General features: G+C 62.6%; 17 protein-coding genes. All 17 read left to right on the plus strand.

Annotated features, from left to right (window positions below; translation table 11 throughout):
- The first annotated feature begins 5 nt into the window (after positions 1-5).
- The 17 genes from NUW12_10970 (at position 6) to NUW12_11050 (ending at position 18,998) form a co-directional block, all read left to right on the plus strand.
- Positions 6-1,322, plus strand: coding sequence for an FtsW/RodA/SpoVE family cell cycle protein (locus tag NUW12_10970; GenBank protein ID MCR4403273.1), 1,317 nt, complete (start codon positions 6-8; stop codon positions 1,320-1,322).
- Positions 1,312-2,730 carry a penicillin-binding transpeptidase domain-containing protein gene (locus tag NUW12_10975; protein MCR4403274.1) on the plus strand — a complete coding sequence of 473 codons (1,419 nt, stop codon included), beginning with the start codon at positions 1,312-1,314 and terminating at the stop codon, positions 2,728-2,730. The genes NUW12_10970 and NUW12_10975 overlap by 11 nt, the downstream gene beginning before the upstream one ends.
- A gap of 18 nt (positions 2,731-2,748) precedes the next feature.
- Positions 2,749-4,701: a Stk1 family PASTA domain-containing Ser/Thr kinase gene (gene pknB / locus NUW12_10980; protein MCR4403275.1), complete on the plus strand. Its 1,953-nt coding sequence runs from the start codon at positions 2,749-2,751 to the stop codon at positions 4,699-4,701.
- A 14-nt stretch (positions 4,702-4,715) separates the two neighbouring features.
- Complete coding sequence (gene rsgA / locus NUW12_10985) at positions 4,716-5,606, plus strand: ribosome small subunit-dependent GTPase A (GenBank protein MCR4403276.1); 891 nt, start codon at positions 4,716-4,718, stop codon at positions 5,604-5,606.
- Positions 5,600-6,268: a ribulose-phosphate 3-epimerase gene (rpe, locus tag NUW12_10990; protein MCR4403277.1), complete on the plus strand. Its 669-nt coding sequence runs from the start codon at positions 5,600-5,602 to the stop codon at positions 6,266-6,268. Before rsgA ends, rpe begins: the two co-directional genes overlap by 7 nt.
- A gap of 136 nt (positions 6,269-6,404) precedes the next feature.
- Positions 6,405-6,980 carry a hypothetical protein gene (locus tag NUW12_10995; GenBank protein MCR4403278.1) on the plus strand — a complete coding sequence of 192 codons (576 nt, stop codon included), beginning with the start codon at positions 6,405-6,407 and terminating at the stop codon, positions 6,978-6,980.
- A 172-nt stretch (positions 6,981-7,152) separates the two neighbouring features.
- On the plus strand, positions 7,153-8,652 hold the full coding sequence (locus NUW12_11000; protein ID MCR4403279.1) for an AAA family ATPase: 1,500 nt from the start codon (positions 7,153-7,155) through the stop codon (positions 8,650-8,652).
- A 58-nt stretch (positions 8,653-8,710) separates the two neighbouring features.
- Entirely contained in the window at positions 8,711-9,964 is a 1,254-nt protein-coding gene (locus NUW12_11005) for a competence/damage-inducible protein A (GenBank protein MCR4403280.1), read from the plus strand.
- Complete coding sequence (locus tag NUW12_11010) at positions 9,961-11,514, plus strand: metallophosphoesterase family protein (protein MCR4403281.1); 1,554 nt, start codon at positions 9,961-9,963, stop codon at positions 11,512-11,514. The genes NUW12_11005 and NUW12_11010 overlap by 4 nt, the downstream gene beginning before the upstream one ends.
- Positions 11,515-11,589: 75 nt before the next feature.
- Entirely contained in the window at positions 11,590-12,171 is a 582-nt protein-coding gene (gene thpR, locus NUW12_11015) for an RNA 2',3'-cyclic phosphodiesterase (protein MCR4403282.1), read from the plus strand.
- 459 nt (positions 12,172-12,630) lie between these two features.
- Complete coding sequence (recA, locus tag NUW12_11020; GenBank protein MCR4403283.1) at positions 12,631-13,662, plus strand: recombinase RecA; 1,032 nt, start codon at positions 12,631-12,633, stop codon at positions 13,660-13,662.
- A gap of 399 nt (positions 13,663-14,061) precedes the next feature.
- Positions 14,062-14,610, plus strand: coding sequence for a recombination regulator RecX (locus NUW12_11025; GenBank protein MCR4403284.1), 549 nt, complete (start codon positions 14,062-14,064; stop codon positions 14,608-14,610).
- Between the two features lie 253 nt (positions 14,611-14,863).
- Positions 14,864-16,399, plus strand: a complete 1,536-nt coding sequence (gene rny / locus NUW12_11030; GenBank protein MCR4403285.1) for a ribonuclease Y — start codon at positions 14,864-14,866, stop codon at positions 16,397-16,399.
- Between the two features lie 136 nt (positions 16,400-16,535).
- Entirely contained in the window at positions 16,536-17,105 is a 570-nt protein-coding gene (locus NUW12_11035) for a hypothetical protein (GenBank protein MCR4403286.1), read from the plus strand.
- Positions 17,102-17,893, plus strand: a complete 792-nt coding sequence (locus NUW12_11040; GenBank protein ID MCR4403287.1) for a TIGR00282 family metallophosphoesterase — start codon at positions 17,102-17,104, stop codon at positions 17,891-17,893. Before NUW12_11035 ends, NUW12_11040 begins: the two co-directional genes overlap by 4 nt.
- Positions 17,894-18,035: 142 nt before the next feature.
- Positions 18,036-18,296 (plus strand): stage V sporulation protein S, encoded by a 261-nt coding sequence (locus NUW12_11045; protein ID MCR4403288.1) that lies wholly within the window; start codon positions 18,036-18,038, stop codon positions 18,294-18,296.
- A gap of 159 nt (positions 18,297-18,455) precedes the next feature.
- Positions 18,456-18,998 (plus strand): GNAT family N-acetyltransferase, encoded by a 543-nt coding sequence (locus NUW12_11050; protein MCR4403289.1) that lies wholly within the window; start codon positions 18,456-18,458, stop codon positions 18,996-18,998.
- Positions 18,999-19,306: the final 308 nt, after the last annotated feature.

The following is a 19,306-nucleotide window of genomic DNA, read 5'->3' on the forward strand; positions in this document are numbered from 1 at the left end:
GCGAGATGCACCAGGCGACCTGGGATCGGGATGAACCGGGTTATTCCGATACACTGCTTGCCACGGCCCTCCTCCCGGGCATGATGGGCATGGTCATGGCCACGGTGGCGTCGGGGAAACCCGATCGATCGCCGGGATGGGTTGTGGTCGCGAGCTTCCTCGGAGTGTTTCTTGCGTGTCACGTGTTGTTGGGCAGAGGGCGCCGCGCTGGTGACCCCGTGATCTTCTCGCTGGTGGCTTTTCTCTCCGGTCTGGGTTTGGCCGAGGTGCTCAGGCTCGACCCAGGACTCGCTGTGAGGCAGGTGGGACATCTCGCGGTGGGGGCTGGCCTCACTTGGATGCTGGTGAGGTATACTCCAGGGATCCGGGTGCTCGAGAGATACAGGTTCATCGCGGCTGCGACGGCCTGCTTGCTCCTGGCGAGCACAATAGCGTTCGGTGTCGAAGTGGGCGGCGCCAAGTCGTGGCTCGACCTCGGGTTCGTTGCCGTTCAACCGTCGGAGGCCGCCAAGATCCTCATGGTATCGTTCTACGCAGGCTACTTGAAGGACACGAAGGCGCTCTTGAGGAGATCATCAAGGAGGCTCCTGGGCCTACCCCTGCCTGACCTGTCGTACTCAGGGCCCCTTGCCATGATGTGGGCTCTTGCCCTGGTCCTTCTGGTGTTTCAGAGAGATCTCGGCGCAGCTCTGCTGTTTTTCGGCGTCTTTCTGCTGATGATGTACGCGGCCTCGGGGAGGGTTTCATACGTGCTGGGTGGGGCGGCTCTCTTGGCCGTGGGCGGATTCGCGTGTTCCTGGATGTTTCCGCATGTGAGGGCGAGGTTCGTCGTGTGGCTCAACCCATGGCGGTTCGTGGATTCGTCTGGATACCAGAATGTTCAGTCCATGTTCGCCGTGGCGGCGGGTGGGCTCATCGGGGTGGGACCTGGGCGCGGGATGGCGCACGTGATCCCGGCCAGCGCTACGGATTTCGTCTTTGCCGCGATCTGCGAAGAGATGGGGCTTGTGGGAGGGCTCGCCGTGATCGCCTCGTACGCGCTCCTAGTGCACAGGGGGCTTCTCTGGGCCTCCCGGTCGAGCGACGACTTCAGGGCGCTCCTGGCGGCTGGCCTGACATGCCTCATCGGGCTGCAGTCATTGACGATCATCGGCGGCGTGCTCGGGCTGGTGCCGCTCACCGGCGTGACTTTGCCGTTCGTAAGTTACGGCGGTAGCTCCATGATCACTTCCTTTGTCGCACTCGGGCTCCTCTTGCGAATCGCATGGGAGGAGCGCGAGGAGCGGGCAAGAGAGGAAAGAAGGGTGGGAGTTGACGGATAGCCTCCGCCGGATCTTCATCGCATTTCTTGCCGCATTCGCCGTGCTCGCGGCGAGGCTGATCATCGCGGGTATATTGCAGGCGCCGGACCTCTCCGCCCACCCAAGAAATCCCAGGCTTGCGGAGGCGAGGCGTGACATCGTCCGCGGAGGGATATATCTCTCTGGAGGCGAACTAGTGGCGAGGGACAGCGCGCCCGGAGGGCCGAGGCTGTATGCGGGTCCGCCCGGGCTCGCGCACCTCATCGGGTACGAAGACGCGAGGTACGGCACTGCGGGGCTCGAGGCCAGCTACAACTCTGAGCTGCTCGGGCTGGGCGGGGAGAGCCTGCTCGCGAGGATCGCGAGGGACGTCTTCTCCAGAGGCGGCAAGCGAGGAAACGACATCATCCTGACGGTGGATGCCACCGTGCAGCGAGCCGCGGAGCGAGCGATGGCAGGCCGCCGAGGCGCTGCTTGCGCGCTGGATCCCAGGACCGGCGCGGTTCTCGCAATGGTGAGCAACCCGGGGTTTGCGCCCGAGCGCATAGCGTCCCAATGGGAGAGCCTCGTGAAGGACGAGACCAGCCCGCTCTTCAACAGGGCCACTCTCGGCCTCTACCCGCCTGGCTCCGCCGTTAAGCCGCTGATAGCCGCGATAGCTCTCTCTTGCGGGGCGGTGGGCGCGGATGAAGTCTTCCGGTGCGAAGGCGCGATAGGGGTGGGGGTCCGAGACGACGACGATCGGAAAGTGGCGTGCCCTGACGGCACTGCCCACGGCGACGTGGACCTCGCTTCGGCCATCGCTCTTTCGTGCAATGTCGCCTTTGCCCAGATCGGCTGGCGCGCCGGCTCGGAAAAGCTGTATAATGGTCTTCGGGGCTTCCATGTTGCAACCGCCTTGCCCTTTGACGTGCCGACCGCCGCGGGGACCATCACCGCGGGGGCTCCCGCTCTCGACAGGGCATCCGTGGCCCAGGTGTCTATCGGCCAAGGCGCGCTCGCGGTGAGCCCTCTCCAGATGGCGTGCGCCATTGCGGCGATCGGCAATGGCGGTGTGATGCGTCGACCGCATGTGGTCCGCGAAGTGCGTTCCCCTGACGGAACGCCTCTTCGCAGAGTGACTGGTGCAATCTTGGGAGTGCCGGCCTCCGCGAGCTCCGCACGGCTGGTCGCGGAAATGATGGTGGAGGCGGTTTCGAGAGGGACTGCTCGAGCGGCTGCCCTGCCGGGAGTGAGGGTCGCGGGCAAGACTGGCACGGCCCAGAACCCCCACGGAGAGCCCCATGCGTGGTTCGTGGGGTTCGCGCCAGCGGAGAAGCCGCGTTGCGCGGTGGCGGTCGTGATAGAGAATGGAGGGTCAGGCGGACGTGTCGCGGCGCCGGTGGGGCGTGAAATCCTGCGTGCGGCGCTGGGGAGCAGCTGGCGGTGACGCAGGCGAGGTGAGACCATGACAGAGGAGGTTCTCGGGAGAAGGTACACCATCCTCTCGAGGGTGGGCGAGGGCGGCATGGCCGAGGTGTACAGGGCACGCGACTCCGTGCTCAACCGGATCGTCGCCATAAAGGTCTTGCGGCCTCAATTCGCGTCCGACGAGGAATTCATCGAGAGGTTCCGCAGGGAAGCGCAGGCCGCGGCGAGTCTCTCCCACCCGAACATCGTGAGCATATACGACGTGGGTCATGATGGCGACCGCTATTACATCGTCATGGAGTACGTAAGCGGCAAGAGCCTGAAGGACCTCATCCGCGAACAGGGGCCGCTCCGCCCGGAGAGGGCGGCTTGGATAGCCTCGCAGATCCTTGCCGCGCTCGACCACGCTCACAAGAACAACATCGTTCATAGGGACATAAAGCCTCACAACATCCTGGTGACCCCCGAAGGCAGGGTGAAGGTGACCGACTTCGGCATAGCCCGAGCCAAGAGCACTTCTGCGCTCACTGAGACGGGCACCATAATCGGCACGGTGAACTACTTCTCTCCGGAGCAAGCAAGGGGCGAGGCGGCGGGCGTGGGCTCCGACGTATACTCGCTTGGCGTGGTGCTGTACGAGATGCTCACAGGCAGGGTGCCGTTTCGTGGCGACACGCCCATTGCCATCGCCCTTCAGCATCTTCAGGGCACCGCCATCCCTCCTTCGGAGCTCAATCCCAGGGTGCCGGCTGACCTCAGCCGGGTCGTGATGAAAGCCCTCGAGAAGGATCCCGCTCGCCGTTACCAACAGGCCAGGGAGATGATGAGGGCTCTGGAGAAATACTCCTCTGTTCCGGCTGGTGAGGAAGTCGAGGAGGAGACTGCGGTCGGGGCAGGAGGAAAAGGACAGGGCGCACCCGAGGCGCCCACAGAGGTATTCAGGGTGCCTCAGGTGACTCGCGGCGGAGGCTCGAAGGGAGTGGATGATACTCTGGCAAGACCCGCCAAGGCTTCGCACGGCCCCGGCAAGGCCATCTTGGCCATCATCGCGTTCACGGTGGCTCTCCTCGTCCTCGCGGCAGTGGCCGTCATCAGGTTGCCCGAGTGGTTGTACGTTGAGGAGGTGCGAGTTCCCGACTTCACCGGGAAGACTCTGGACGAGGCCAGAATCATAGCGGAACAAGCGGGCCTGCGTCTGGATGAGCCTGATAGACGCTACGATGATTCGGCCCCGCCGTACTCGGTGATCGCCCAACGGCCTGCTCCGTACGAGAAGGTCAAGCTCAATAGCAGGGTTACTCTCGTGGTGAGCATCGGAAAAGAGATGGTGGAGGTGCCGGATCTCAAGGGCATGGACCTCCGTCAGGCTCTTCTGGAGCTCGAGCGGTTGGAGCTCAAGGCGGGGAGCCAATCAGAGGAATACAGCTCGGAGATCGAGCGCGGGCGAGTGCTCTCGCAATCGCCAGACGCCGGGAGGCGCGTCGAGAAGGGCGTTCCCGTGGACATCGTGCTCTCGGCGGGCCCTCAGCCGAACGTCGTAGTCGTGCCCGAACTTGTGGGCACCACAGTCTCCGAGGCCGAGTCAATGCTGGCATCGGCGGGGCTCGTGAGAGGCGATGTCGTCGAGCAGCCGCGCGAAGGCGAGGATCCCGGCATAGTCCTCAGTCAGGTCCCCGCGGCTGGGCAGGAAGTGGAGCGCGGCACACCTGTGAACCTCGTGGTGTCCGCCGGATCGAAGGAACCGTCCTCGATTCTCGACGCCATAACTCCCGTGTCCACGATTGTCACGATCCTCGTGCCTCCGGGCGCTGACCAGCAGGAGGTCAGGATCAGAATAAACGACTACTACGGTGAAAGGGACTACTACGTCGGGATGCACTCCCCAGGCGAGCGCGTCGAGAAAGAGGTGAACGCGTGGGGCAGGAAGGTCAGGATCAGGGTGTACATCGCCGGGGTGCTGTACGAGGACGAGTGGGTTCCCAAGGGATAGCGGGAGGTCGACAAGTGCCTGAGGGACGGGTTACTAGGGCTTACGCCGGGCATTACTACGTCGATTCGGGTGGGAAGACCGTTGACTGCGCGGTCCGGGGAAGGCTCCGGAAGGAGGGGAAGGAGATCTTGGTGGGGGACATGGTCTCCTTCAGCGTGACCGGTCCCGACAGCGGCGTCATCGAGGGTCTTCTCCCCAGAAAGTCGCGTCTGGTGAGGCCCCCGGTCGCCAATGTTGATCAGGCTGTGATCGTGATGGCTTGTGCGGACCCGGATCCAGACCTGGAGCTGCTCGATCGCATGCTCGTGGCCGTGGCGTCCGCGGGTCTGGAGACGGTGATTTGCTTCAACAAGATGGACCTCGTAAGTGACTACGCTTCGAGGAAGATGGCTCAGCCCTACCGGCGCGCGGGCTATTCGGTAGTCCGGGCAAGCGCGAGGGCAGGCTGGGGCCTCCGGCCCCTGCGTAAGGCGCTCGCCGGAAAGATCTCGGTTTTCTCGGGGCCCTCCGGCGTGGGCAAGTCCGCGCTTCTCAACGCTCTCGAGCCGGGTCTCCGGCTCCGCTGCGGTGAGACGAGCGCGAAGACCGGACGAGGGAGGCACACAACGCGATACTCGGTCCTCCTCGAAGTGCGCCCTGGTGGGTATGTAGCTGACACGCCGGGATTCTCCAGGCTGGAGCTGGACCTCGCGGGCCTTCGGAGGGAGGCTCTCGACGACTACTTTCCCGAGCTCGTGGCGAGGCGGAACGGCTGTAGGTTTGCGGGATGCCTCCATCACAAGGAACCTGGCTGCGCGGTGAGAGCCTCCGTGGAGGCGGGGGAAGTGTCCCCTTCGCGTTATGCGCACTACGTGAAGTTTCTCGAAGAGATCATCGAGGCGGAAAGGAAAGGGAAGCTTTGGTAAGAATCGTGCCGTCGATACTCTCTGCGGACTTCGTGCATCTGGCTGACGAGGTAGCCCGAGTGGAGTCGTGCGCAGACATGCTGCACGTCGACGTCATGGACGGACACTTCGTCCCGAACATCACAGTGGGGCCGCCGGTCGTGGCGTCACTGCGGCGGGCGACTCGCCTGCCTCTTGACGTTCACTTGATGATAGAAAACCCAGACGCGTACGTCGATCGCTTCGCCGCTTCCGGCGCTACTCTGATAACAGTGCACGCTGAGGCGACGCCTCACTTGCACAGAACGCTCCAGTCGGTGAAAGCCGCGGGAGTCAAGGCCGGTGTCGCCATCTGTCCCGCTACCCCTGCATACTGCCTCGAGTACGTCCTTGACCTCGTGGACCTCATTCTCGTCATGACGGTGAACCCGGGGTTCGGCGGCCAGGAATTCATCGGCGGGATGCAGGCTAAAGTGAGGCAGGTAAAGGCCATGATAGAGGCCGCAGACCGTCGGATCGACATCGAAGTCGACGGGGGCATTTACGAAGCCACCGCGCCGCTTGCGGTGCGGGCAGGGGCGAACGTCCTCGTCGCGGGAACCTCGGTGTTCGGTGGGGGCAGCCCGTGTGACAATATCCAGCGGCTGAGGAGGAGCGCGCTGTCAGCCCTCCCGTCTTGCTGACGGACGGAGTGTCTTGACTGCCCTGTCAAGACGCGTCCCGAGCGAGCACATTGCCATGTTTGCCTGATGTTTGCCCTCGCGCGAGGCGAGGGCGTTGTGTTATAATTCCTGCTAGCCCGTTTGGGAGGGAGAGCAGGTGAAACTGTTCGGGCTCGATGCGAGGAAGATCGCCGCTGCGTTCTTCGTGACCTTGGCTGTTCTCACCGGAGGGCGGATCGCGGCGTACCACATCCAAGTAGAGAGGCCCCTCGAAGCGTTGCTCGAAGGGCGTTCAGACGTGGCGGCTTGGCGTCTAGTAAAGAGCGATGGGCCGACTGACGTCGAGGTGCGTGTGGTGCTGCGAGACGTTCGGAACATCCAGACCACTCTGCTGGATCTCGGCGAGGATATCGCAGGGATGACGCGGGGGGCGTTCCGACTAGTCGTCGAGGACACCCGAAATGCCGAACTCACTGAGACATACCAACGGATGCGCCTCGCAGTGGAGGAAGCGATAGCGCGCGGTACCTTCCGGGAGATGGCGCAGGAAATCGAGTCCCAGGCCATAGAGGCGGGGTTGGACAGGTGCGGCGTGTACGTAGACTCTCAGAACGTGTACCTGCAACTGCACAAGGGTGAACGCTATCTCTACGAAGTGATACCGAGACGAAAGGCCTCGGCGCTTCCCGACGACACAGCTTCGAGCCTGTCTGGGGTGTCCGCTCGGCGATGAGCGAGCGCCCGTCCTCCGGCGGGACCATTCCCTTTGGCGGAGTCCGCGCGGAGGACCGCGGAGATAAGTCCCTGGGTGTGGACGTGAGAGAGCCCGTCCCCGGAGACGCGTGACACGGCCGGTTGCCGGTGGGCGCGCCCCGGGCTGGAGGAAAGGGTGAGTGAATCCAACCATGATGAAGGAAGTCGGTGTGGGGGCGTCGCTCGCTGCTGCCACGTTCCTCGCCGTGTCCGGTTACGACATCACGCCGTTGCTGCTCGTGGTGGGCATAGCGGCGGTGCTTTGGTACGTCCAGGCGGGCGCAGGCTTGGGTGTGGGCAGGCGCTTTCAGGTGCTGGGCCACGACCAGGATGGTCCGGGAGTCCCGCGCGTTTCCTTCAGCGACATCGGAGGGCAGGAAGTCGCAAAGCGGGAACTCATGGAAGCCCTCGAGTTCGTGGTCAATGCCGACAAGGCGAAGGCCTTGGGCATTCGTCCATTGCGGGGCATCCTGCTCACCGGCCCGCCCGGCACGGGAAAGACGCTGCTCGCCAAGGCTGCGGCCAGCTACACAGGGAGTACGTTCCTTGCCGCGAGCGGATCGGAGTTCGTGGAGATGTACGCAGGGGTGGGGGCACAGCGTGTGCGCCAGCTCTTCGCGACTGCGAGGACTCGTGCAGCCCGTGAAAAGCGCGGCAGCGCCATGATATTCATAGACGAGATCGACGTGCTCGGAGGAAAGCGAGGCAAGCATACCAGCCATCTCGAGTACGACCAGACCCTCAATCAGCTGCTGGTCGAGATGGACGGAATCAACCCGTATGACGACGTTAGGATCCTGGTGATAGGGGCCACCAATCGAGCTGACCTCCTCGACCCCGCGCTCTTGAGGCCTGGACGGTTCGACCGCGTGGTGCAGGTCAATCTGCCGGACCTAGAGGGGAGGCTGCACATCCTTCGAATATACACCAAGGACAAGCCACTCGCGGAGGATGTAGATCTAAAGGAAATCGCCAAGGATGCGCTGGGGTTCTCCGGTGCCCATATCGAGAACCTAGTGAACGAGGCGGCCATCTTGGCGCTGCGTCAGGGCAAGAACGCGATCGGAGCGAGAGAGTTCAAGGAAGCCGTGGACAAGGTGGCCATGGGCGAGAGGCTCGACCGTCGTCCCAGCCGCGAGGACCTCGAGAGGATTGCGTTCCACGAGGTCGGTCACGCACTGGCAAGCGAGACATTGCGTCCAGGATCGGTCTCCGCCATCACAGTGACGCCGAGGGGAAAGGCGCTGGGGTACACAAGGCAGAGCCACGAAGAGGACTTGTGTCTGTACACCCGCGAATGGCTTGAGGACCAGCTCGCCGTGCTGCTAGGTGGGGCTGTCGCCGAGGAGATCCGCTTCGGAGTGCGTTCCACGGGCGCGGTGAACGATTTCGAACAGGCCCTTGAAATCGCGAGGCGTCTTGTGGGGTCCGGCATGTCGCCTCTCGGCGTGGTCGGCGTGGACGACCTTCCCAAACAGCTCTATCACGAGACGATCAGTGCGATCCTCAAGGCTCAAGAGGGAAGAGTGCGACAGATCCTCGAGGCGGCAAAGGACACTCTGGCGGAGGCCAGCGTGGTGCTGCTGGAGAGGGAGAAGCTGGACGGCGAAGAATTCAGGGAGATGGTAAGACGCGGCCAGAGGGCGACGTGAAAGCGACGTTGCCCAGGGGAAGCCCTTGACCGGGCCGCATCGTCGCGAGGTGACCACAGTGAGGGCCGAGGTGATCTCCATAGGAACGGAGCTGCTCCTAGGGCAGATTGTGGACACGAACGCTGCGTACATCTGTCTTCGGCTGGCGGAAGTCGGTGTGGACGTGTTCCATCGGGTCACGGTCGGGGACAACTTGGATAGGGTCGCAGCGGCGATTGCGGACGCTCTCGCCAGAGCGGACGTGGTGATTACGACGGGAGGCCTCGGGCCAACTGAAGACGATCCCACGAGAGAGGCCGTCGCGAGGGCAACGGGCCTGCCTCTTGTCGTGTCGGACCAGGCCCTTCGCCACGCCGAGTCCCTCCTAGCCAGGTCAGGGCACCCGATGGACCGCGCGCGTGAGAGCGCGTTGACGCAGGCGAGGGTACCGCGGGGCGCGCTGGTCATCCATAACGATCGAGGCACGGCGTGTGGGTTCATAGTGGAGAGTGACGCGAAGGCCGTCATCTCGATGCCGGGCGTTCCGGGCGAGATGCAAGGGATGATGGAGTCCACAGTCGTGCCCTATTTGAGAGACAGGGCGGGAGGCGCCGGCACCGTCATCCGCTGGAGAGAGTTGAGGATCTGTGGCCGAGGAGAAACGGCGGTGGAAGACGAGGTTCGCGATCTTCTCCATGGCCGGGCCAATCCGACGGTGGCACCCTTGGTGTCGCTTGGTGAGGTGAGGCTCAGGATAACGGCGAAAGCGAGGTCCGCTGAAGAGGCAGAGGCCATGATCGCGCCGGTCGAGGCGGAGATCAGGGCGAGGCTGGGCGAAGACGTGTACGGAGCGGACGACGATGAACTCCATGCAGTAGTAGTGAGGCTTCTTGCCGAGCGCAAGCTGGCGTGCGCCGTCGCGGAATCCGTGACCGGGGGGCTCATTGCCCACAAGCTCACTGAGGTGCCCGGGTGCTCCGCCGTGATGGGGCTGGCGGTCACGAGCTACAGTGATGACGCAAAGAGGAGGGTCCTGGGGGTTCCGGCGGAGCTCCTGGACAGGCATGGAGCCGTGAGCCGCGAGGTGGCCGTGGCCATGGCGAGAGGGGTGCTCGGCCTGGGACGCGCGGATGTGGCCGTGTCCACCACAGGGCTGGCGGGGCCATCTGGAGGCCGACAGAAGCAGCCGGTGGGTTTGGTTTACGTGGGGCTCGCCTGGCGCAACGGGGTCGCATGCACGAGATTGATGCTGTTCGGTACGCGGACGGAGATCCGGGAGAGAGCCGCCAAGAAGGCGCTGGACCTCCTGCGTAGGCGCCTTCTGCGAAGATGATGGGCAGAGCGGTGGGTGGCCCAGCCACGGCGACGAGCAGTATCCGCGGGACATACGCAGGCGGGTCTCCTGCGACTCCGCGAGCGTGGCATCAGCGCAGTGAAATCGCGAAGGCCGCAGTCACGTGGGCGGTCGTGACCTTCGCGAGCGTCTACGCGGCAGTCAACCTCTTTGGGTCCATCTCTTATCGTGTTGCGGGTCTCGACGTACACATATCCGCGCGAATCGGAATACCGGGATACAGCGCACTTGCGATTCCCCCCATCGGCAGAGTCGAGGCAAGTACCCACGCCGTTCCACTTCAGCTCGAGGCGACCCTTGAAAACATCAATCCGGGCGCGCTTCAGGACGCGATGGCGCGCGGTGAGGTGCCGTCCAGCATCAGCGAGCAGTTCAGGACGGATTCTGGGAGAGTCGTGGCATGTTTCGCGCTGCGCATAGCCGCGTTGGCCGCGGCGGGAGGAGCTTTCGGCGCTGCGGCAATGTCGGGGCTGAGCCCGAGGAGAGCGCTGGTGGGGGCCGCCGTAGGTCTCGCGGCAAGCTCGACGCTCCTCGGGCTCACCTATGCCACTTTCGATCGGGAAAGGCTCGCGAACCCGCGCTACGAAGGGGTGATCGAGGCGGCCCCGTGGATGTTGGGCCTCTTGGACGGCAGCCTTCTCAAGGCTGGCGAGGTGGCGGGGAGCATGCACACCATCGCAGCCAACATCCGCGCGTTCTTTGACAAGGCCGAATCATTTCATCAGCTCGAAAGCGGTCAGCCGTTGGTGAGAGTGCTCCATGTGTCGGACATCCACGACAACCCTCAAGCCTTCGATTTCGTAGCCCAGGTGGTCGAGAATTTCGGGCCGGATCTCGTCATCGACACGGGGGACATCACCGACTTCGGCACGTTACCCGAGGCGAGAATGGCCGCGCGCATGGTGAGGGAGCTTGGCGTCCCCTACCTGTTCGTTCCGGGAAACCACGATTCACCCGAGGTCGCGAGGGTTATGTCGTCCGAGGGCGGAGCGATCCTCCTCTCCGAGGGCGTGGTGGACTTCATGGGGATCCGCATCGCCGCCGTGCAGGATCCCGGAGCCCTTCGAGCCGATATGGCGCCGGCGAGCCATGAAGAGCTGGAGCTGGCGAGGGCGCGGTTGGATGAGATCGTAACGCCGTCTGGAGACGGTTCGGCCAGGGCACCTGACGTTGTGGCGGTTCACGATGCGAGAGCGGCCGAGGGAGCGATCGGCAAGGTTGGTGCCGTCCTGAGCGGTCATGACCATCGTCTCGCCGTTTCAATACGCGGGCCCACAGTCTGCGTGAACGCTGGGACCACGGGGGGAGCCGGTCTGCGGGGGTTCAAGGTGGAGGGGGGAGTGCCCATGAGCGTTGCGCTCCTGCACTTTGCGGTGGGCGAAGCCAATGGACGCGATGCCCCGGGGCCCGTCCGACTGGTAGCAGTGGACACCATACGAATCCACGGCGAACGACATGGGTTCGATCTCGAGCGGAGGATCGTAGGACAGTCTTACGCCAGCCGCACTGAGGCCAACGAAAATCCTTGAGATCTACATGGCAAAAGCAGGAAATCAGCGTCGGACGTGGAACAGATCATCAGTCTCTTTTCGGGGGGTTGCGTCTTGAGTCTGAGGATGGTTCGCTGCTTCGTCGCCGTTTTCTTGAGTCCGACCCTGAGGCCGCAGGTGGTGGCTCTTCAGAGATACCTCGCCCAGAGTGGGGCTGACGTGAAATGGGTGGAGGCTGAGAACCTTCACTTTACCGTGAAGTTCCTGGGCGATGTGGAGGAATCGAGGCTTGCGGCCTTGACCACGGTTCTAGAGGCTTGCGCCGGCGGAATTGGCCCGTTTGAGCTGAGTCTGGGGGCCGCCGGAGCGTTCCCGAGGCTTCAGGATCCGCGGATCATCTGGGTTGGCGTCGAAGCGGGGAAGCAGCCCTTCGTGACGCTTGCCTCCGCGGTCGAGGAGGCTATGAAAGCGGAGGGCTTCAGGCGTGAGGGCAAGGGCTTCTCGCCCCACCTTACCGTGGGCAGGACTAGATCGGGGCGCAATCTCGGCGTGTTGGTGGAGCGGCTTTTGAGCTGCGCGCCTCTCAAGGGCGCCATGCGGGTCGACGAGATCCAGCTGGTAGCAAGCGAGCTCACGAGCAGCGGACCGATATACAGTCCCGTGGCCACGGTATCGCTCTTTCGTGGGAGAACGTAAAGGCTGCCGAGAAAGGCGGCCGCGGGGCGTTCACGATGCGCGCCGAGGAATGAGAGGCACGACGGCCTCGGGCAAGAGGTAGGAGGGACAAGCCACACGGAGAACACGAGAGGATATTCAAGCGAACACGTGTTCTTGCCGCATCCGGGCGTAGGCACGGCGTTTTCATCAGTGGAACGGCTGTCCGCGCGTGTTGTGAGGCCTCACGGAATGAGGTACAATTACGTGGGTGAGTGTTGTCTGGTCTGGCAACGTACGGTCCTCCCAACAGGCTTGGCCCAGGTCGGGCGGTCCTGAGCCTCGTGCGGAGATGCGGGAGGTGTCTCCGCCGGGCGCCTGGCTCGATCGGGTCAAGCGAGGGAGGCGGGCACCGAAGACGCGGGGCGCAATGCGTGCGGCGGTTGGGCCACGTCGGTCATGGTTTGATCACGGGACGTGTTCCTGAGAAGGAGGAAGACGATGGAGAAGGAGAAGGCTCTGGAAATGGCCTTGTCGCAGATAGAAAAGCAGTTCGGAAAGGGCTCCATTATGAGGCTGGGCGAGGCGGACGCTCGACTTGGCGTCGAGGCGATCCCCACCGGGGCTCTTTCGCTGGACATCGCGCTTGGAATAGGCGGGATGCCTCGGGGGAGAGTCATAGAGATATTCGGGCCTGAGTCGTCGGGCAAGACCACCGTGGCACTACACGTCATCGCCGAGGCGCAGAAGGCCGGGGGCATCGCTGCGTTCATCGACGCCGAGCACGCCCTTGATCCGGTGTACGCGAAGAAGCTCGGCGTAGACGTGGACAACCTCTTGATCTCCCAGCCCGACACAGGAGAGCAGGCCCTCGAGATCGCTGAGGCTCTGGTGAGGAGCGGCGCGGTGGACGTGGTGGTCATCGACTCCGTGGCGGCCCTCACACCCAGAGCGGAGATCGAGGGCGAGATGGGAGACGCTCACGTGGGGCTTCAGGCGCGGCTGATGTCGCAGGCCCTCCGGAAGCTCACTGCAGCCATAGGCAAATCGCGCACTTGCGCCATATTCATCAATCAGATTCGTGAGAAGGTGGGAGTGATGTTCGGAAACCCCGAGGTCACTCCAGGAGGGCGGGCACTGAAGTTCTATGCGACCATCAGGCTCGAGGTGAAGCGGGTTGAGGTGCTCAAGCAGGGTCAGCAGATGATCGGGAGCCGCACCAGGGCAAGGGTCGTCAAGAACAAGATCGCGCCTCCTTTCCGCGAGGCCGAGTTCGACATCATTTACGGTCAGGGCATTTCACGAGAGGGTAGCATACTCGATCTGGGTGAAGCCAACGACATCATAGCGCGCAGCGGCACTTGGTATTCGTACGGCGACATCAAGTTGGGACAGGGAAGGGAAAACGCCCGCGAGTTCCTGCGGGACAATCCGGATCTTGCGGCGGAGATAGAGAGCAAGGTTAGGCACTTGGCAGGCCTCAAACTGCCTGCTCCCAGCCAGCCGAGCACGACCGAGGGCGAGACGAGCTGAGGTAGCGCAGAGCGCGGAGCGTCGGACGCACGTGGTGTCGAAGACTTGCGGTCAGCGAGAGGGGGAGGGTGATGAGCTCTTCCCCTTTTCGACTGTTCCGAGCCGTTCCGCGAAGGTGCGCCGCGAGGCTGTGCCTAGACGTGGCAACGGGACCGCTCCTAGAGCGGGGACCTAGAAGGAGTTTTCGATGAAGACGAGAACGTCTAGTCATTGAGCGGCGAACGCATTCATTCGGCGAACGCCTCGGGCATTCCGTTCCAAGGGTGACGGAGGCGGGCGCGGTCGGGCATTCGGATGGCACAAGGGGCCGATAATGTATTCTGAAGGGACGGGATGCGGCGCCCGGGCGTGGCGTCGCGTAGGTGAACGCTCACGAGACAAGTCTTTGAGGAGAGGGTGATGGGCGTAGAGGAGGGCTACATCAAGCATGGCGGTCCGGCGCATCCGGGCCGGAAGGCGAGGGAGTATGCCCTCAGGCTTCTGGCGATGAGCGACCGAACCGTGAAGGAACTCGAGGAAAGACTTCGCGCGAAAGGCTTCCCAGAGGAGGTCGTCGTCGAGATCGTCAGGGACATGACGAGGCTTGAGTATCTCGACGATGAGAAGTTGGCGGTAAGGTTCGCGGAGGGATGCGCGGAGAGGCGGGGGATCGGCCCCATGCGCGTTCGGGCCGAGCTTTCCCGCCGGGGCGTCCCCGACAGCCTCATAGAGCATGCTTTGAGGCTTGCGTTTGATGCGGACAGAGAAAGCGCGATAGCGCTCGCGTCCGCCAGAACTTGGCTCGAGCGGCACGGTCCGTCATCCGGGGAAGACCTGGGCGCCGCGAAACGGAGGCTGTGCGGATTCCTCGTCCGACGCGGGTTCTCATTGGAGGTCGTCGAAAGGGCGCTCCGCGAAGTGCTGGGCTCGCTCGGCGGGCCAGAGGAGGACTCGACGGCGCTCCGCTGACCCAGTGGCTCGTTGAGACAGGCGCTCTGCCGCCAGCTCGAACGGGCGCCGCCGCCTGCCTTTGTGCCCGCTTGATTCGGCGCTTGGCGATTGCCTTGACACCGCCAGGCGGAAAAGGTACAATAAGCGTGAATTCCGGTTCCGGCCGGAGAAGACGCTCCGGCACTAGACTTCATGACGACATATAACGTGTCTTCCATCTAGTGGCCGAGTTCATGCTCGGCTTTGTTCATGAGAGGGAGGTGAATTCGGTATTATCGGAGTCATAGTAGCAGTCGTCGTTTCAGTCCTGGTTGGGGCCGCTCTCGGGTATCTGGCCAGGAAAACCTTGGCGGAGGCCAAGATCGAGTCAGCGGAGCTCGCGGCAAAGAGGATCGTCGAGGAGGCTGAGAAAGAGGCCGAGGCTGCCAAGAGAGAGATTCTCTTGGAGGCGAAGGAGGAGACGCACCGACTCCGCACCGAGATCGAGCAGGAAGAACGGACCCGAAGGGCCGAGCTACAGAGAACAGAAAGGCGGCTTCTTCAAAAGGAGGAGAGCCTCGACAGGAAACTGGAGGTGCTCGAGCGCAAAGAGGAGTCCATCTCGAGGAAGGAGCGGGAACTCGAAGCGGCCAAAGAGGAGCTCGCGAAGCTGCATGCGGAGCAAAGGGCAGAGCTCCAGCGGATATCAGGGTTGTCTTCCGAGGAAGCGAAAGCGCTCCTTCTGAGGGATATCGAGAACGAGATCCGGCACGAAGCCGCAGTCATGATAAGAGACATAGAGACCCAGGCTAAGGAGGAAGCAGACAGGCGTGCCAGGGAGATAGTGGCGGCCGCGATCCAGAGGTGTGCAGCGGATCATGTGGCCGAGACGAGCGTATCGGTGGTATCTCTTCCCAACGACGAGATGAAGGGCAGGATCATCGGACGGGAAGGCCGAAACATCAGGGCTCTCGAAACGCTGACGGGAATAGACCTCATCATAGATGACACGCCCGAGGCTGTCATCCTGTCAGGGTTCGATCCCGTGCGACGCGAGATAGCCAAGGTAGCCTTGGAGAAGCTCATCTCCGACGGGCGGATTCATCCGGCGCGAATCGAGGAGATGGTAGAGAAAGCCCAGAAGGAAGTGGAGGCTGTCATAAAAGAGGAAGGAGAAAGCGCCGCCATCGAAGCGGGCGTGCACGGTCTCCATCCGGAACTCATACGTCTCTTGGGGAGGCTGAAATTCAGGTCGAGCTTCGGGCAGAACGTCCTCAAGCACTCTCTCGAGGTCGCCCACCTGGCGGCAGGCATGGCTGCTGAGCTCGGTGCGAACATTGCGGTGGCGAAGCGGGCGGGCTTGCTCCATGACATCGGTAAGGCGGTCGACCATGAGGTGGAAGGCCCACACGTCCAGATAGGCGTGGATCTCGCTCGCAAGTACAGGGAGTCTCAGGAGGTCATCCATGCCATTGCCACTCACCACGGAGACGAGGAGCCGAGAACCATCGAGGCTGTCTTGGTTCAGGCCGCGGACGCGGTGTCGGCGGCTCGGCCCGGTGCTAGGCGCGAGACGTTGGAGGCCTACATCAAACGCCTGACGAAGCTCGAAGAGGTCGCCGACTCCTTTGACGGTGTGGAAAAGGCTTTTGCGATCCAAGCCGGTCGCGAGATCAGGATAATGGTGAAGCCCGAGAAGATAGATGACCTGGCTGCGGTGAGGCTTGCAAGGGACATAGTGAAGAGGATCGAAGAGGAGCTCGAGTATCCGGGTCAGATCAAGGTCACCGTCATCCGGGAGACACGAGTGGTCGATTATGCGAAGTGATGGGCAGGTCTCAGGTCTGAGGATGGAGGCAGGGTGGCAGCGTCTCACCCTGCCATATCCTTCTGAAAGAGCGTCAAGCAGGAGTCTGGCTGAATGCAGAGAATCCTGTTGTAGGTGTTGAGGGAAGGTGGTCAAAGTGGCAGGGCGTGTTGGCGAGTCTCGCGGGGTGGACGACAGCACCGCGAACAGCGTCAGCCTTCTCATCTCCATACTCGTGCGGTACCCAGAGATCGCTACGGTGAACTTCGTCCCCCAGGGAAAGGTGCTGAAGTTCACGTTCATGGCGTCGACACCGCTTTCGGATGATGTGTGGAAGGCCTTCCACGACGGCCTGCGCGAAAGCGTGCAAGGATACGCGGCGCTCGTCCACGGCATGTCTCCCATGCTGCAAGTGGTGCGGCGAGACTACGAGGGAGTATCGCTGATCGAAATCTCCAGGGACGCTGCCACTCTGACCCAGGAGGAGATATCGCTCATAATCGAGTTCGCCAGGGAACAGCTGGGACCCTCGCTCGTGACCGAGGGTGTGGCCGATGAGGCGGCCTTCGACGGAGATCTGGTGTTCCAGGACGAGATGATCGAGAATATGCTCGAAGATCTCAAGGAGACCATACAACACAGGAAGCTCATCGGTTTCCGCGACGACGGGCGCGTGTTGGTCTTCAACAAACAAGCTGAGAAGCGGAGCGAGCGCACCAGATCATGATGCTGCGAATTCTCTTCATCGGCGATATCGTGGGAAAGCCGGGACGAAGGGCGTGCCAGACCCTGCTCCCGGAGATTGTCCAGCGGCTGCGGGCGGACGCGGTGATCGCCAACGGAGAGAATGCGGCCGGGGGATTCGGCCTGACGGCCGACACGTCAAAGGAGATTCTAGGCTGCGGCGTTCACGTCATCACCACCGGCAACCATGTGTGGAACAAGAGAGAATTCTATCAGGTCCTGGCCGCGAGCGAGCGCGTGCTTCGACCGGCCAACTATCCCCCAGGTGCCCCGGGGAGGGGCGCGGCGGTATTTCAGGTCGCCGGGGGAGTGCGCCTGTGTGTCGTGAATCTTGCTGGCCGGGTCTTCATGGCGCCCGTGGACTGTCCGTTCCGGACGGTTGACAGAATTCTGGAGGAGCTGTCACCAAGCTGCGACCTCTTCGTCGTGGACTTCCACGCCGAGGCAACCTCCGAAAAGGTCGCGCTGGGCTGGTATCTTGACGGCCGTGTCGCGAGCGTAGTCGGCACCCACACACACGTCCAGACAGCCGACGAAAGGATCCTGCCAGGCGGAACCGCGTACATCACGGATCTCGGCATGACGGGGCCCGTTGACTCGGTCATCGGAGTGCGAACGGACATAATCGTCCAGCGGTTTCTGTCCGGGCTGCCCGCGAAGTTCGAAACAGCGTCTGGTCGGGCGCAGGTTTCCGGGGCTCTTGTGACTGTTGACACGGGGACAGGGAAGGCAAAGGATATCGAACGAGTGCTCGTAGCGGAAAACGAATAGCCTCGAAGGGCAGCTGGGCCGCGCGCATGCGCGGCCCAGCTTTTTTCAGGATCTGAATATGCGGTTAGCAGGATTTTGGGTACGAGCATATAACTATGAAGATGGCAGCAGGTAGTCCCCACCATGTTAGGAGGAATTATACATGGAGGTTCTCAAGGTGTCCTCAAAGTCGAATCCTAATTCGGTTGCGGGTGCCCTGGCAGGCGTGCTGAGAGAGCGCGGTTTCGCCGAAGTTCAGGCAATAGGGGCAGCGGCGCTCAACCAAGCGGTGAAGGCCGTCGCCATAGCGAGGGGCTTCGTGGCGCCGAGCGGCATGGACCTCGTCATGATACCCGCTTTCGCCGATGTCGAGATCGACGGAGAGGAGCGCACCGCGATTAAGCTTATAGTACAGCCCAGGTAAGGGGCAACCGCGGCGCCGCCATGGCTCACGAGTCGGGGACGCGTTCATGGGCGCGGCTGCTAGAAGCGGGTTTAATTACATGAAGGTATTGACCTCGAGTGGTCGAACTTTCTTTGCGACAGGTGAGGAGGTGAAGAACGGAATAGAGGTGTCGCGCAAGTGATCGAGGGAGCTAAGACGGTGCTTCGCCCGCTGGGCGAGAAGGACCTTGAGATTGTCTGCGGATGGGACTCGGACTACTATGTTGCAGCAGTACCTGGACCGAGAGACGACCGGCACCTCGATGAACGAAGGGATTACGAGAAGATCCTCCGATCCCGGACGGCAAAGGTGTTCGCCATCGAGACCCGCGACGGCTCGCTCATTGGCGAAATAGGACTAGTGGAGATAAGCTGGCGCAAGCGCGAGGCTGAGCTCGTCGTGAGAATCGGTGACCACCGATACAGAGGCAAGGGTTTCGGACAAGATGCAATCAGGTGCATGCTTGAGCATGCCTTTGCCCACACCAAGCTGGACCGGGTCTATCTGAGAGTGTTCAGCGAGAACGTCCCTGCCGTCAGGTGTTTTCTGAAGTGCGGCTTCCGGAAGCAGTGGGCGACGACCAGGAGACTCGAGGCGGGGGGGCCCGCGCGGAAGGTCATCCTGATGACCGTTGAGCGAGACGACTTCTTGCGAAGCATCCGGAGCCGAGCGGCGTCGTAGGTTGCTTGCGTGAGTCGAGAGAAGCCTGCTCCGTCTGGGCAGGATGAATGCGACCACGATCTGCAGATGAGAGTTGTTGCGGCCCTGGCATCACGTGCCGGGGCCGTTTCCTCGCCTGGGACAGCATGCCTGCACGTGACCCTGCCTGCACGTGACCCCCAATTTCGGTGTCAGCCGTTCCGCGCTGCGATTGAGCGCCGCCTTCACGGTAGGCTGCGTCGTACCGCCGTCCCACTTGGCGCCGACTGGCTATCCCGAGTTCGACAAGGCCTGGGCACACAAAGGGGCTGAAGTGCAGTAATGACGGG

This window comes from Bacillota bacterium, from assembly GCA_024653485.1.
Lineage (GTDB): Bacteria > Bacillota > SHA-98 > UBA4971 > UBA4971 > UBA6256.

What these genes read in the sequence shown, in the direction of transcription:
- NUW12_11010 (MCR4403281.1), top strand. Translation starts at nt 9,961, where the DNA reads ATGATGGGCAGAGCGGTGGGTGGCCCAGCCACGGCGACGAGCAGTATC.
- NUW12_11045 (MCR4403288.1), top strand. Translation starts at nt 18,036, where the DNA reads ATGGAGGTTCTCAAGGTGTCCTCAAAGTCGAATCCTAATTCGGTTGCG.
- NUW12_11040 (MCR4403287.1), top strand. Translation starts at nt 17,102, where the DNA reads ATGATGCTGCGAATTCTCTTCATCGGCGATATCGTGGGAAAGCCGGGA.
- NUW12_10970 (MCR4403273.1), top strand. Translation starts at nt 6, where the DNA reads ATGCACCAGGCGACCTGGGATCGGGATGAACCGGGTTATTCCGATACA.
- NUW12_11000 (MCR4403279.1), top strand. Translation starts at nt 7,153, where the DNA reads ATGATGAAGGAAGTCGGTGTGGGGGCGTCGCTCGCTGCTGCCACGTTC.
- recA (MCR4403283.1), top strand. Translation starts at nt 12,631, where the DNA reads ATGGAGAAGGAGAAGGCTCTGGAAATGGCCTTGTCGCAGATAGAAAAG.
- pknB (MCR4403275.1), top strand. Translation starts at nt 2,749, where the DNA reads ATGACAGAGGAGGTTCTCGGGAGAAGGTACACCATCCTCTCGAGGGTG.
- NUW12_11025 (MCR4403284.1), top strand. Translation starts at nt 14,062, where the DNA reads ATGGGCGTAGAGGAGGGCTACATCAAGCATGGCGGTCCGGCGCATCCG.